6 protein-coding genes are annotated in these 13,270 nt (G+C 66.8%); all 6 read left to right on the top strand.

Features of this window, described 5'->3' with window-relative positions; genetic code table 11:
* Positions 1–38 precede the first annotated feature (38 nt).
* From ACTOWJ_RS03010 to ACTOWJ_RS02985, 6 genes are read left to right on the top strand one after another with little or no spacing between them, the layout of a single operon-like run.
* Positions 39–2,024, top strand: coding sequence for a hypothetical protein (locus tag ACTOWJ_RS03010; protein ID WP_441333107.1), 1,986 nt, complete (start codon positions 39–41; stop codon positions 2,022–2,024).
* Positions 2,025–2,049: 25 nt separating this feature from the next.
* Complete coding sequence (locus ACTOWJ_RS03005; protein ID WP_441333106.1) at positions 2,050–4,077, top strand: hypothetical protein; 2,028 nt, start codon at positions 2,050–2,052, stop codon at positions 4,075–4,077.
* A gap of 7 nt (positions 4,078–4,084) precedes the next feature.
* The gene (locus ACTOWJ_RS03000; RefSeq protein ID WP_441333105.1) at positions 4,085–6,196 is read left to right on the top strand and encodes an ATP-binding protein; all 2,112 of its coding nucleotides are present in this window, start codon (positions 4,085–4,087) and stop codon (positions 6,194–6,196) included.
* A 3-nt stretch (positions 6,197–6,199) separates the two neighbouring features.
* Positions 6,200–9,730 carry an eCIS core domain-containing protein gene (locus ACTOWJ_RS02995; RefSeq protein WP_441333104.1) on the top strand — a complete coding sequence of 1,177 codons (3,531 nt, stop codon included), beginning with the start codon at positions 6,200–6,202 and terminating at the stop codon, positions 9,728–9,730.
* Positions 9,731–9,766: 36 nt separating this feature from the next.
* Positions 9,767–12,499, top strand: a complete 2,733-nt coding sequence (locus tag ACTOWJ_RS02990; protein ID WP_441333103.1) for a glycosyltransferase — start codon at positions 9,767–9,769, stop codon at positions 12,497–12,499.
* Positions 12,496–13,176, top strand: coding sequence for a class I SAM-dependent methyltransferase (locus tag ACTOWJ_RS02985; protein WP_441333102.1), 681 nt, complete (start codon positions 12,496–12,498; stop codon positions 13,174–13,176). The genes ACTOWJ_RS02990 and ACTOWJ_RS02985 overlap by 4 nt, the downstream gene beginning before the upstream one ends.
* The last annotated feature ends 94 nt before the right edge of the window (positions 13,177–13,270 follow it).

Here is a 13,270-nt window from a genome sequence, read left to right as displayed (position 1 = left end):
GCGCGTCCCCGCAGGAATGTTCCATCAGGAGTGTTGCCATGAAAGACCAGCCTTCCCGCATGCGCCACATGCCCGATCCAACCACCCGCCGGCGAGGCTTGCGCGGTATCTGGCTCGCCTTCGCCGCGACCCTCGTGCTGGGCCTCAATCCCCCGGCGATCCGCGCCGGCGGCGCGCCGGAGCCGGCGCTGTGCGTCCCGGTCGCGTTCGGTGTGCCCGCATTGTCCGGCGCGCCCAACTTCATCGACAGCGCCGCCGGTGAGCCCACTTACTGGCCGCGCCTGGACGATCCGCGCTGGCGCGGCTCGGCCGCGCGCAGTTTCGGCACCGGCGCCTCCGAACACGCATCCTTCCGCGTGCTGCGCACAGGCGGCGCGGAGCAGCAGTTGTATTTGTCATGGCTGGTCAAGGTCGACGGCCAACTCGATCCCACCCTGGATTCTCTGCGCGTGGCGTTCTCCACCGGCGGCGATCCCGACGTGATGTTCGAGGTGCGTCCGTTCACCACGGTGGCCGCCAACATCGACGCGGCCCCGCCGGTGTTTACCCAGACGCGTACCTTCGTCGCCGACGCATGGACCAACACGGCCAGCGCACCGACCTGGCTCACGCCCAACACCCGGGTATGGCTGGACAAGGCCTCGCAACAGTGGGCGATCAATATGCGTCTGCCGCTGGTCGCCTCCCCCGCCGACTCCTTCAACAAAGGGCTGTATCTGCCCCCGGGCACCACTCAGTTCCGCATCGCCTATGCGCTGCAGGTGAGCCAGCCTTCGAACGCGGTCGTCTACCACAGCATGGATTCCGACGTCACCTTGTTCGATCTGAACACGATGCCGGCGGCCAACACCTGGCCGCTCGCCGACATCGCGCAGGCACCGGGCGCTCCGGGTTGCGAGAAGTCCCTCAGCCTGGTCAGCAATGACGTGGGCACCACCAACACCGACGGCGGCGGCATCGCCCGGCCCAACGAGATCAAGATCAACGGCACCAACACCTTCTTCGCCCTGGTCAACAATGAAACCGGTGCGCAGGTGGATCCGGGCAAGATCTCGGCGACCTTCCGCATCGCCAACTGGGGCACGCAGCCCGATTGGAACGATGTCACCGATCCCACCAACACCTTGTGGAAGCAGATCAACCCCGCTCCGGTGACCAACAACGCCGCCATTTCCGCAGGGGTCAAGTCCTCGATCGCCGCGAACAACGCGCCCAACTTCAATTGGACGATGACCCAGGCCGAGCGGTGCGATTTCACCGGTCAGGCCGGCGATCCCACCTGTCCGAACGTCAATCCGATCCGTCGCCCGCACCAGTGCATGCTGGTCGAACTCAGCGGCGGCGGTCTGAGCTACAACCCGTCCAGCGTGTACCGCAATATGGACTTTGTCGACGCCTCGACCTTCGAGCGCGAAGCCCAGGTCAGCGTCGCCGGCGTCAGCCCGCTCGGCGGCGGCAAGACCCAACGCGACGTGTTCTTGTACGTACAGCAGCTGATGATGCCCAAGAGCGTGTCGCGCCCGGATCCCAAGCCGACCCTGGTCGACTACGCCAAGGTTCGCGAGATTCTGGAAGGTGGCGAAGGGCCCTCGGTCGCCGCACACAAACCCACGCCCAAGGATTCGGAGATTCCGCCGCGTCCGCCGCTGGACGGCGACTTCGAAGTGATGAACCAGCTGTATCCGACCTATGTGGTGCATGCGTTCCGCGACAGCGGCACGATGGTGAGCGTGGAAGGCCAGAACCGGCACCTGCTCTACCCGCAGTCCTCGTTCGGCTACTTCGTCCATCACGACGGCGCCCTGACCGGCTGGGACACCGTCCTGGACGGAACCCAGCAGATCGCGCCGAACTACTACAAGGTCGTCGTGCCGGAAGGCGGCTCGACCACGGTCAAGACCCGCGTAGTCGCCCGCGAAACCGACACGCCGCCGGCCTCGGGCATCAAGTGGTGGTGGTGGCTGATCGCGTTCATCGTGCTGGTGCTGCTGTTCCTGTTGTTGCGGCGCAAGTCCGGCCCGTGACGCCGGCAGAGGAATCCTGACGAGCATGTTGTCGATCCAACCATCGCGTCGCGGTTCCGAGCAGGCCGAGCTGCGCAGCGTGAAGCTGCGCGGCTTCGGCGGCGACGCGCTGTCGGCGCGGCAACGGTTGGAGCGGGCGCTGGCCGGAGCGAACTGGAAACCCGGCGAGCTTCCGGCCGACGCGCAGTTGTTCCTGCGTCGGCTGAGCATCGCATCGCTCGGCGACCACCGTGTCGCCGAGCGAGTCGACCAACGCGTGGGTGAACTGGCCCGCGGCGCGCGCCGGCCGTGGCTCGATCCAGGCGCAGCCGAGGCCGAGGCGATCTGGTTCGGCGCAGGAGAGCTCGCCGCATGTCTGATCCGCGATTGGCTGCAAGGACGGCCGTCGCGGCCATGGTGGTGGCACGCCGCGCTCGGTGCGGCGACCTTGCAGGAATGGCTGCGCGCGCAGGTGCTGTGTCACGGCGCGAGCTTGGTCGCCACGACCGCGCTGATCGCCGAACACGGTCTGGGGCCTGCATGGATGAGGCGGATGTCCGCGGACGACCTGAAGTTGTCGCTGGCGACCTTGGCCGCGGATTACGCCGCGCCGCTGGCGGATCGCTTCGACGCGCCCGATCCTGAGCGGCCGCAGTTTGAGCGTGACCACACGCATCTACGCAAAGAGGGTTCGCACGCGCGGCGGGCGCGCGAACGAACCTACGCATCGGATACCGCACGCGCAGCGTCGGCGCAAATCGGTACCGGCAAAGATCCGGCGACGAACGCCCGCCGGCGCCTGTTGGCGCAGGTTCCCGAGCTGCTCGGCGCGCGGCTGACACCGGCAGCCACCCGGCTGCTCGCCTATGCGCTGATCGCACGACGAGATCCACAGTGGCTGCGCACGCCGCAGCTTGCCGCGGCCATTGCCGATTGGGCGGCGGCGGACGATTCATCCGATCTGCAATACCTCCCTTCAAGCCATGAGTCTGCATCCGTTGCGCCGCTGTCCGCCGCGCGAACCATCGCGGATTCAGAGCAGCGCGTCGAAGACGGCGCACTGGCCACCGGCGAATATCCGCGCCCGCCGCCGCTTCCGACTTCCAACCCGCCTCAGATCCAGGCGCTCGCAGCGTACGAGCAGGTCGCTTCACTTTCGTCATCGCATCCTGGCGAACAGGCCGACGTTGAAGACCCGGCGCACCCCGCGCCCGTCGACGAAGTACGCGCCGAAATCCGATGCGATGCCGTCGCTGCGCAAATCGCTCCCATGCCCTCGCCCGTCGCGGCAGCGCCGCGGCACGCGATTACCGAAACGCAAAGCGAAGTCGCCAGCGAATTCGGCGGACTGTTCTATCTGCTCAATATCGCCTTGACCCTGGGCCTGTACGCCGACTTCACCGCGCCGCGCGCGGCGAATTTGCCGCTGTCGCCCTGGGATTGGCTGTTGTGGATCGGTAACGACTGGTTCGGCGCGGAACTGCGGGCCGACCCGATCGCACCGCTGCTGGCGGCGCTGGCTGGCCACGCCGACACCGACACCGACACCGTCGGCCCAGACTTCCGCGCACCGCACGACTGGTGCATCGCCGATCACTGGCTCGGTGGCTGGAGCCGCACCGATCGGCTGCATTACCGCGCCGGCCGGCAACGCCTGTGTGTGTGGCACCCGCAAGGCTTCGTCCTGGCGGATCTGGCGCGCGATCGCGATATCGCGCCTCTCGCCCAAGCCACGGCCTGGAGCGAGCGATACCCGGACATCCGCGGCGCCCGGCTGCAACGTCTGCACCGCGATCCGCTCGTCCTGCCACGCGCCCGCTCGCGCCGTTGGCTGTGTTGCCTGCAGTTGTACCTGCGCACGCGCCTGGCGCATGCGCTCGGCATGGACGCGCAAGGCAGCGCCGCGATCGATCGGGTCTGCCGCCAACACGCGCGGGTCCGTTGCGATCTGCAGTACGTCCACGCGTATTTCTCCCTCGACACGTTGCCGCTGCCGCTGCGGCTGGCCGGCCTGGATCGCGATCCGGGCTGGGTCCCCGCGGCCGGACGCGACATCCGCTTTCACTACGACTGAGCCCGTCATGGACGCCTGCGCCCCGCTGTCCGCCCTCCCGTTCGACGCCGCCACTCATCTGCGTCTGGCTTTGCTCGGCGTGATCGCGCGGTTGATCGAGGTCTGCACCGACCCCGGCGGCACCGAAGCGGCGCTGCGCGCGCATCCGTTCCTGGCCGACTATGCGCAAGAACTGCGAGCGTGCGTGCCGAACACCGCGCCGCTCGCTCTATCTTCCGGCCGCAGCTTCCACGGCGTGTGGCGCGATGCGCTCGGCGCGTGGGAAACCCTCGCCCGCGCGCAAGGCCGGCATCTGCCCTTGCTAGCCCTGCGCGACGCCGGTCTGAGCGAACTGGAGGTCGAACTCCTGCTCGCCGTCGGCCTGATCGAAGAAGACCCGCGGTTCGGCCAAGTCTTCGACGGCGCGCCCGGCGACGGCACACCTGTCGACGGCAGGCGCGCCGCCTCGCGCCGCCCGTCGATCGGCGTGCTGATGGCTTGGTGGCGCGATGCCGAAGACGGCGTCGACCGCGCCGGGCAAGTCCGCGCCAGCCTGCAACGCCTGATCGAACTGGGCCTGCTCAACGCCGGCGATACCGATCTGCCCCGCCCCGACTGGAGTGTGTCGGTTCCGCCGAGCGTGTGGGATGCGCTGCGGGCACCGGTGCTCGCCGAGTCGTGGCTGCGGTTCGTACCGATCGAACGCTTGCCGAACCTGGACGCCTATATCGCCTCGCCGGCCACGCGCGCGACCTGCATCGGCTTGCCGCTGCTGCTGCAATCCAGGCCCGCGCCGGTGCTGCTGATCCGCGGCCCGGCCAGAAACGGCCGCAGGACGCTGGCCGGCGCATTGGCGCGCGAACTCGACCGATCGCTGCTGCTCGCGCAAGCGTCCGTCCTCGACGACCCGACGCGCTGGCGATTGTTCGGCGTTTTGTCGGTCCTGCTCGACGCCGTGCCCGCGATCGGGCTCGATCTGGCTTCCGGAGAACGCCGTGACCTGCCCGAAATGGCGCTGAGCACCGCACCGTTGCTGGTGGTCAGCGGCGCCCAAGGCGCGTGGCGGCAAGTCGATTCGCGACCGATGCTGAGCATCGAGTTGCCGATGCCCGAACCCGAGCAGCGCCTGCGTCATTGGCGCGAAGCGTTGCCCGAACAATCGCTCGATGCGCTGCAAGATTTCGCCGCGCGCTGGCGGCTGAGCAGCGGCGGCATCGCCCGCGTCGCAGCCAGCGCAGCGGGCTTCGCGCGCGCAGCCGGACGCGACGCGCCGGAGGAAACCGACCTGCGCCGCGCCTGCCGGACCCTGCAGGACGCGCGTCTGGATACCCTGGCCACGCGCCTGGAACCCTCCAGCGCACTGCACGCCCTGGCCGCCGACGCGGCCACCTGCGAAGAACTCGATGCGCTGACCGCGCGCTGCCGTTGGCGCGAAGCATTGGCCGCCGACAGCGCCGGCACCGACGCGTCGGGAGTGGGCGTGCGCGCCTTGTTCGCCGGCCCCAGCGGCACCGGCAAGACCTTGGCCGCGCGCCGCCTGGCCGCGCAACTGGGCAAGGAGTTGTACCGCATCGACCTGGCCGCCACCGTCAACAAGTACATCGGCGAAACCGAAAAGAACCTCGACCGCGCCCTCAGCGCCGCCGAAGAACTGGACGTGGTGCTGCTGCTGGATGAAGGCGACGCGCTGATGGCCGCGCGCACCGACGTGTCCTCGTCCAACGACCGCTACGCGAATCTGGAAACCAATTTCCTGCTGCAACGCATCGAGTCTTTCCAGGGCATCGTGCTGATCACCAGCAACGCCGCCGACCGGATCGATCGCGCCTTCGCCCGGCGCATGGACGTAGTGGTCAACTTCCGCCCGCCAGACGCCTGGCGGCGCTACGAGATCCTGCGCCTGCATCTGGGCCCGGCCGATATCGACGAGCAATGGCTGCAGGACGCCGCCACGCGTTGCACGCTCAGCGGCGGGCAATGGCGCAACGTGGTGCTGCACGCGCGCCTGCTGTCGCTGCAGGACGGCGCGGCGATGCGCACCGCGCACATGCATGCCTCGCTGCTGCGCGAGTACCGTAAACACGGCGGCGCATGTCCTTTGCGCCCGTGGCCGCCGGAACGGCCGGCGGCGAACGCCTGAGCCATGAGCGCCTCCGCGCCGACCCGTTCGGCCCACGCGACCAGTCCTGTGGTCGCGGTGCGTGCCGCGCACGAGGCGCAGCCGGCGCGCAAGGCGCGCACGGTCGCCGCGCCTGCGCCGGATGTCGGCCGCCGTCTGAGCACGCTGCTGTCGCCGCGCAGTCCAGAGGAAGTGCCGGCGCTGCAAAGCGCCTTGCCGTCCGGCGTGCAGGCGCAGATGCAGGTGTCCTCCAGCAGCGACCCCTCCGAACGCGAGGCCGACAGCGTCGCTCGCGCGGTCATGAGCATGCAGGCACCGGCCGAATCGGCGTCACCCCGGGCCAGCGTCGGCGCGCAAGTGCATCGCAGCAGTCTGGCGAACCGCACCGACGACATCGGCCACTTCGCCCCGCAAGTGCAACGCAAGGGCGGCGGCCCCACTCACGCCGACGCGGACGTGGAAGCGGAAATCCGCGCCAGCCTCGGCGGCGGTTCGCCGCTGCCGCCCAAATTGCGCCAGTTCATGGAGCCGCGCTTCCGCGCGGACTTCAGCGGCGTACGCATCCATACCGACGGCAAGAGCGCCAAGCTGGCCTCGCGCCTGTCCGCGCGCGCGTTCGCCTACGGCCGGGACATCTTCTTCGGCGGCGGCGAGTTCCGGCCCGACAGTCTCGATGGCGGCGAACTGATCGCCCATGAGCTCACCCACACCATCCAGCAGCGCGCGGTGGTGCAGCGGCAGGCCTCGCCGCAGATCAGCCAGACCGCGCCGCCCAAGGTGCAGCGGCTGGGCATCGACACGGTGCTGGACTTCATCGCCGACAAGGCCAACATCATTCCCGGCTTCCGCATGTTCACCATCGTGCTCGGGGTCAACCCGATCAACATGAGCCGGGTCGAGGCCAGCCCGGCGAACATCCTGCGCGCGGTGATCGAATTCATTCCCGGCGGCGGCCTGATCACCCAGGCGCTGGACAACAGCGGCATCTTCGAGAAAGTCGCCAACTGGGCCGCTGCGCAGATCAAAACCCTGGGCATGGTCGGATCGGCGTTCAAGCAGGCGCTGATGGACTTTCTCGACTCGCTGGGCTGGCGCGACCTGTTCCGCCCGGGCCAAGTGTGGAATCGCGCCAAGAAGATCTTCACCGCGCCGATCGACCAGCTCAAGAGCTTCGTCAAGAACTTCGTCACCGACATCGTCCAGTTCATCAAGGACGCGATCCTCAAGCCGATCGCCAAACTCGCCGAAGGCCGCCCGAGTTACGACCTGCTCAAGGGCGTGATGGGCAAGGACCCGATTACCGGCGAGCCGGTGACCGGCACCGCGGATCTGTTGATCGGCGGCTTCATGAAGCTGATCGGCCAACAGGACGTCTGGCAGAACATGCAGAAGTCCGGCGCGATCCCCAAGGCCTGGGCCTGGTTCAAGGGCGCGATGAGCGATCTGGTCGGGTTCGTGCTGCAGATTCCGCCGACCTTCGTCGCCGCCTTCAAGTCGCTGGAGCTGGTCGATATCATTCTGGTTCCGCGCGCCTTCGCGAAATTGGTCGGCGTGTTCGGCACCTTCCTGGGACGCTTCGTCTCGTGGGCGGGCAATGCGGTGTGGAACCTGCTGGAGATCATTTTCTCGGTGGTCGCACCGGGCGCGTTGGGCTATGTAAAGCGTACCGGCGCGGCGCTCAAGAGCATTCTCAAGAACCCGATTCCATTCGTGCGCAATCTGGTCAAGGCCGGCAAGCAGGGCTTCCAGAAGTTCGCCGACAAATTCCGCACTCACCTCACCGACGGCCTGGTCGATTGGCTCACCGGATCGCTGACCGGCGTCTACATTCCCAAGTCCCTGGCGCTGGGCGAGATCGTCAAGTTCGCCTTCTCGGTACTCGGCCTGACCTGGGCCAACCTGCGCGAACGCATGGTCAACGCCTTCGGGGAACCGGTGGTCGCGGCGATGGAGAAAGGCTTCGATATCGTGGTGACGCTGGTGACCAAGGGACCGGTTGCGGCCTGGGAACAGATCAAGGAAGAGCTGATCGCGCAGAAGGACAAGGTCGTCAGCGGCATCATGGACATGGTGATCGAGGCCATCGTCACCAAAGCCATTCCAAAGCTGGTGGCGATGTTCATCCCCGGCGCCGGCTTCATCTCGGCGATCGTGTCGATCTACGACACCATCATGGTGTTCGTGCAGAAGATCTCCAAGATCATCCAGGTGGTCACCGCGTTCCTGGATTCCATCATCGCCATCGCCGCCGGCAAGACCGACGCGGCAGCGAACAAGGTCGAGTCCATCCTCAAGGGCTTGTTGTCGTTGGCGATCAACTTCCTGGCCGGATTCGCCGGGCTGGGCAAGATCGCCAGCAAGATAAACGGCATCATCGAGAAGATCCGCGCGCCGGTGTTCAAGGCCATGGATTCTTTGGTGGCCTGGATCAAGAAAGTCGCCGGCAAGTTCCTCGACAAGCTCAAGGAAAAGGCTGCCGCGTTGGTGGACTGGTGGAAGGAGAAGAGTCCGTTCAAGAACGCCGATGGCGAAAGCCACACCGTGCTGTTCCAGGGAACCGGCGACACCGCGAAGATGTCGGTCAAGTCCGATCTCATGTCGGTCGAGGCGTACTTGGACGCGCGCGAAAAAGGTATGGCTGCCGACGACAAACAAGGACGCAAGAATCTGCAGACCGCCCGTTCGGTATTCGATCGGGCCAAGCGGGTCATCTTCACTCCGCTGGCCAAGAACTTGGCTGAAAAGGCCCGACGCCAGCAGGTGAAGAGCGAACTGGCCAAGGTCAGCGCCGCGTTCGCTGCGCTGGCCGGTGGGCCGCCGAAGGCGAGCGACTATCCCAAATCGACCGAACCCGACAACGCCTCGCACACCATCGAGTACATCGTCGGCGACGCAAAATCCGGAAGCAAGCCGTCGCAGGGCCCGAATACAGGAACTCCGGGATGGAAGGAAGTGTACGACGCAGGCCTTACCACGGCGACCGACAAGTGGGTGCAGATGCACGTCATTTCCGAGCAGTTGGGCGGCAAGGGCATCGCGGCCAATCTGGTGTCCGCGCCCAACAGCGTCAACACTGGTCCGTTCCGTGCGTTCGAACATTCCACCAAGGCCTTGGCCAAGGCCAAGTCGGGAAACATCAAGAACGTCGTCTGGGTCAAGGTCGACGTCACCATGGCAGGCAACTTCGCCAAGCGCGTGCGCGGCCAGTCCGGCCTGTATTTCTGGAAAGGCGCGAGCGCTTCTCCGAAGTGGTTGAAGAACGAGAAGTACTCGTTCTTCTCGCAAGCGGCGGTTCCCGATCCGCAACTCGATAAGGACCGGGTGATCAGCTTGAACTTCAGCTCCAGCACAGAAATTGCACGAGCCAGGATCACCAGCGAGTCGAAGTTGATCGAGCTCATCAAGCAAGGGCGCCGCTACCCCACCATCACGGTTTTCATCGCTCGCATGGAAGTCAGGGCGAAAGACGCTGGAATAAAGAACTACAAAGCGAAGATACAAACGATCGTTGGAAACAAGAAGGTCGTACTCAATGAACCTCCGGCGAAACCTTGAGGCGCTCGGGATGCACGGGCGGACGCGGAGCAAGCGATGAACGCCGATGCCCTGAACTCGTTCAAGAATTCGCACGCGGGCCAATCCGTGATTGTCTGCGGCTGCGGCCAGTCCTTGACCAGCCATTCGCCGCAGCTGGGATCGATCTCCATCGGCGTCAACGACGTGGGCAGGTGTTTCGATCCAACCTATCTGGTCGTGCTCAATCCGCGCTCACAGTTCAAGCACGACCGTTTTCGCTACGTCGAGCACTCCAACGCGCGAGCGCTGTTCACCCAGATCGAATTGGGGGCGGTACGTCCGCCGGTCGTGCGTTTCCGTCTCGGTCAGTACGGAGGCATCGGGCCGCAGACCGACGGCGCGTTGAACTACACCCAGAACTCACCCTACGTCGCCGTCTGCCTGGCCGCTTACATGGGTGCGCGCCGTATCGGCCTGATCGGCGTGGATTTCACCGACGACCATTTCTTCGCAGCCACTGGCCGCCATCCGCTGACCGGGCGGTTGCGCGAGATCGATGCGCAATACGGCAAGCTCGCCGCAGCCTTGCGCGCACGCGGGATCGAACTGGTCAATCTCAGTCCGATCAGCCGCCTGACTCAACTGCCGCGCGCCGCCCTCGACCACGATTGGATCGACCCGCTCTGTGCGCAAGAACGCGAGGACGCCGTCGCGGCCGCGCGGCGATTCGCTGCGCCGCACACCTCGGCGGCTGCACCGCCCCGCCCGTCCATTCCGCCCGCCGCACCGGCAAGGAGTCCGCTAATGAAAGTCGCGATCGAAAAACGTTCCGGCGGCATGGTCGGTGGTCTGCTCGACGCGCTGGCGCGCAGCATCGCCGGACTCGGTCACTCGGTGAGCCGCGATCCCCGGTTCACCGCGAACAATCCGCGGGTGCTGTCGATCGTCTGGAACGGGCGCGGCTATACCACCCAAGGCCCCACCTTGTACTGCGAACACGGCTGGCTGCCGCGTTCGGACTACCAGATCAGTCCATGCGGCATCAATGCCGATTCGCATGCCGCGCCGTTCGTGTGGAACGGACAAGCGCTGACCGCCGAGCAAGACGCCGCGCTGCAACGCCGGCTGGAGGCGATCAAGGCGGCCGAGTTCGACGGTTATTACCAATACATGCAGGCCAACCGGCCGGAATCGACCGCGCTGCCGGCGCAGTTCCTGCTGGTACCGCTGCAGATCGAATCCGACACCAACATCGTCCGCCATGCACCGGCGCAATTGCGCGGCATGCAAGCCTTGATCGATCACGTCTCGCAGCTGGATCCGCCGTGGCCGGTGATCTACAAACAGCATCCGGCCGATGCGCGCACCGTCAACCGTCATCTTCGCCTGAGGCTGCGCCGCGGCCAGGATCTGCTGTGGCCGCAAAGCCGCGGCAACGTCCATCAGATGCTGCGCAGCGGAGCCTGTCGCGGCATCCTTACTCTCAACAGCAATGTCGCTCACGACGGTTTGTTGTGGGACGTGCCGGCGATCGTGCTCGGACGCAACGTCTGGCCCGCGCAAGCGCCGGTGCAGCCGTTCCTGACTCAGGTGCCGCAGGATTGGTCCTTGCTGCAGGCCAGCGTGAGCGCGCCCGAATCGGTGGCCTGCCGCCGCGCCTACACCTGGCATCTGATCTCGCATCAGTTCACTCTGGCCGACGCCGCCGATCCGACGCGGGTGTCGGCGTTGTTGGAACTGGCCCTGCGCGAACGGCCGCTGGCGCGCGCCGGCTCGGTGATTCCGCGGCTCGTGCCGCGCCCGCCCACGCGGCCCGTCCGGGTCTCGGCCGAGACCGCGCCGACCATCAACGTGGTCGCCGAAAACAAAGGCTGGCTGTTCGAACATTGGAAGCAGGCGCTGGCCGCGCAATCGCAGCCCGGTTACCGGATCGTGGCCAGCGAGCGCCCCATCGCTCAGGCGCGCGCCTGGATTTTCCTGCGCGCCAGCGAGGCCGGCCGCAGTCCCGAGCCGATGCGCAGCGTGGTGCAGTTGCACGATTCCGGCGCGCCGGCCTTGTACCGCCGCGACGGCGCGCGCGCCGACGTGGCGCGCTGCGCGGGACTGATGCTGGCGCATCCGGATCAACGCGCGGTGCTGGAACAGGCCGGCATCGATCTGTCGCAACGGCGATGGACGCTGCAGCCGGTCGGCTGGAATCCGGGCGTCGCGCAGCCCGCATCCGGCGCTGCACTACCGACCCTGGCCTGGGTCGGCCGGCCGTGCACCAGGGGCGGCCTCGATACGGCCGATGCCAGCGGCCTGGCGGATTTCATCGCCGCCGCGCGCGACTTGCGCGGACGCGCGCGCGTGGTGCTGGTCGGCGAACGACTCGACGCGGCGATGCGCGAACTCAGCCGCGCCGGCGTCGATTGCGCGTACCGGACGCTGGCGCAATGCCCGCTGGCGCGTGTCGGCGAGTGGATAGGACGTTTCGATGCGGTGGTCGTCACCGGCAGTACCGATTGCGGCCCCTGGCCCTTGTTCGATGCGGTCCGGGCCGGCGTGCCGGTGATCGCCGCGCGCGTCGGCTGGGCCCCGCAACTGCTGGCCGACGAGGAGCGCGGGCTGTTGGTCGACCATGCCGATGCGATGCGCGCGGCGATCGAAACCGTGCTGGATCGCCGCGAACGATGGGCGCAGCGACGCGCAAGCCTGACACCGCAATGCGCCGAATACGGCTTCGACGCATGGGTGCGGGCGAACCTGCGCCTGGCGGCCGAAGCGAGCGGCGATGTCCGCGACGGCGATGCCCGGGCGGTCGCATGAAAACATGCTCGCCGTATTCGGTTCGCAAACCGTCGCCGCGGGGCCGCAAGCGCGAACCGGCGGCGCCTTGGCTGGGCGATCAAGCCTTGTCGTTGCTGCTGCGCGACTATGCGTTCGACAGCGTGCTCGACGTCGGTTGCGGCGACGGGCGCCAGGCGCGTCATTTCGCCGCGCACGGCAAACACGTCACCACCGTGTCCTTCGAAGCCTATCGGGGCCATCGCCCCGACTTCGTCGGCGATTTCGCCGATTTCCGCAGCGACCGGCGCTTCGATGTGGTCTGGTGCTCGCATGCGCTGGAGCATCAAACCAACGTCGGCGCGTTCCTGCAGCGCCTGCTCGGTTTCGCAGCCGACGAGGGTTGGCTGGCGATCACCGTGCCGCCGGCGCGGTCGCGCATCGTCGGCGGCCATCTCACGCTATGGAACGCCGGATTGCTGTTGTACAACCTGGTCGTGGCCGGCATCGATTGCCGCGACGCGCGGCTGAAGACCTATGGCTACAACATTTCCGTGATCGTGCCGGCACGGCGCGCGCTGCTGCCGCCGCTGCGTTACGACGTCGGCGACATCGAACGGCTCGCGCCGTTCTTTCCGATACCGGTGAAACAGGGCTTCGATGGACGGATCGAGCAGATCCATTGGAACCATCCACCACCGTCCGCGAAGCGTGACTGAACGCGGAAACACGCCCATTGAATACGATTGCAATGGCCTTTGTGCGGCCGATCCCGGGCGTAGAGTGAGCCGGCACGCGCGCCCCGCGCGCTTG

It is taken from the genome of Lysobacter sp. CA199 (assembly GCF_052078715.1).
Lineage (GTDB): Bacteria > Pseudomonadota > Gammaproteobacteria > Xanthomonadales > Xanthomonadaceae > Lysobacter.
Note: the sequence above shows the minus strand (reverse complement) of the source record. Positions and strands in the feature narration are given on the sequence as shown.

Coding starts and splice junctions, on each gene's coding strand:
- ACTOWJ_RS02990 (WP_441333103.1), top strand. CDS start 9,767: ATGAACGCCGATGCCCTGAACTCGTTCAAGAATTCGCACGCGGGCCAA.
- ACTOWJ_RS03000 (WP_441333105.1), top strand. CDS start 4,085: ATGGACGCCTGCGCCCCGCTGTCCGCCCTCCCGTTCGACGCCGCCACT.
- ACTOWJ_RS02995 (WP_441333104.1), top strand. CDS start 6,200: ATGAGCGCCTCCGCGCCGACCCGTTCGGCCCACGCGACCAGTCCTGTG.
- ACTOWJ_RS03010 (WP_441333107.1), top strand. CDS start 39: ATGAAAGACCAGCCTTCCCGCATGCGCCACATGCCCGATCCAACCACC.
- ACTOWJ_RS02985 (WP_441333102.1), top strand. CDS start 12,496: ATGAAAACATGCTCGCCGTATTCGGTTCGCAAACCGTCGCCGCGGGGC.
- ACTOWJ_RS03005 (WP_441333106.1), top strand. CDS start 2,050: ATGTTGTCGATCCAACCATCGCGTCGCGGTTCCGAGCAGGCCGAGCTG.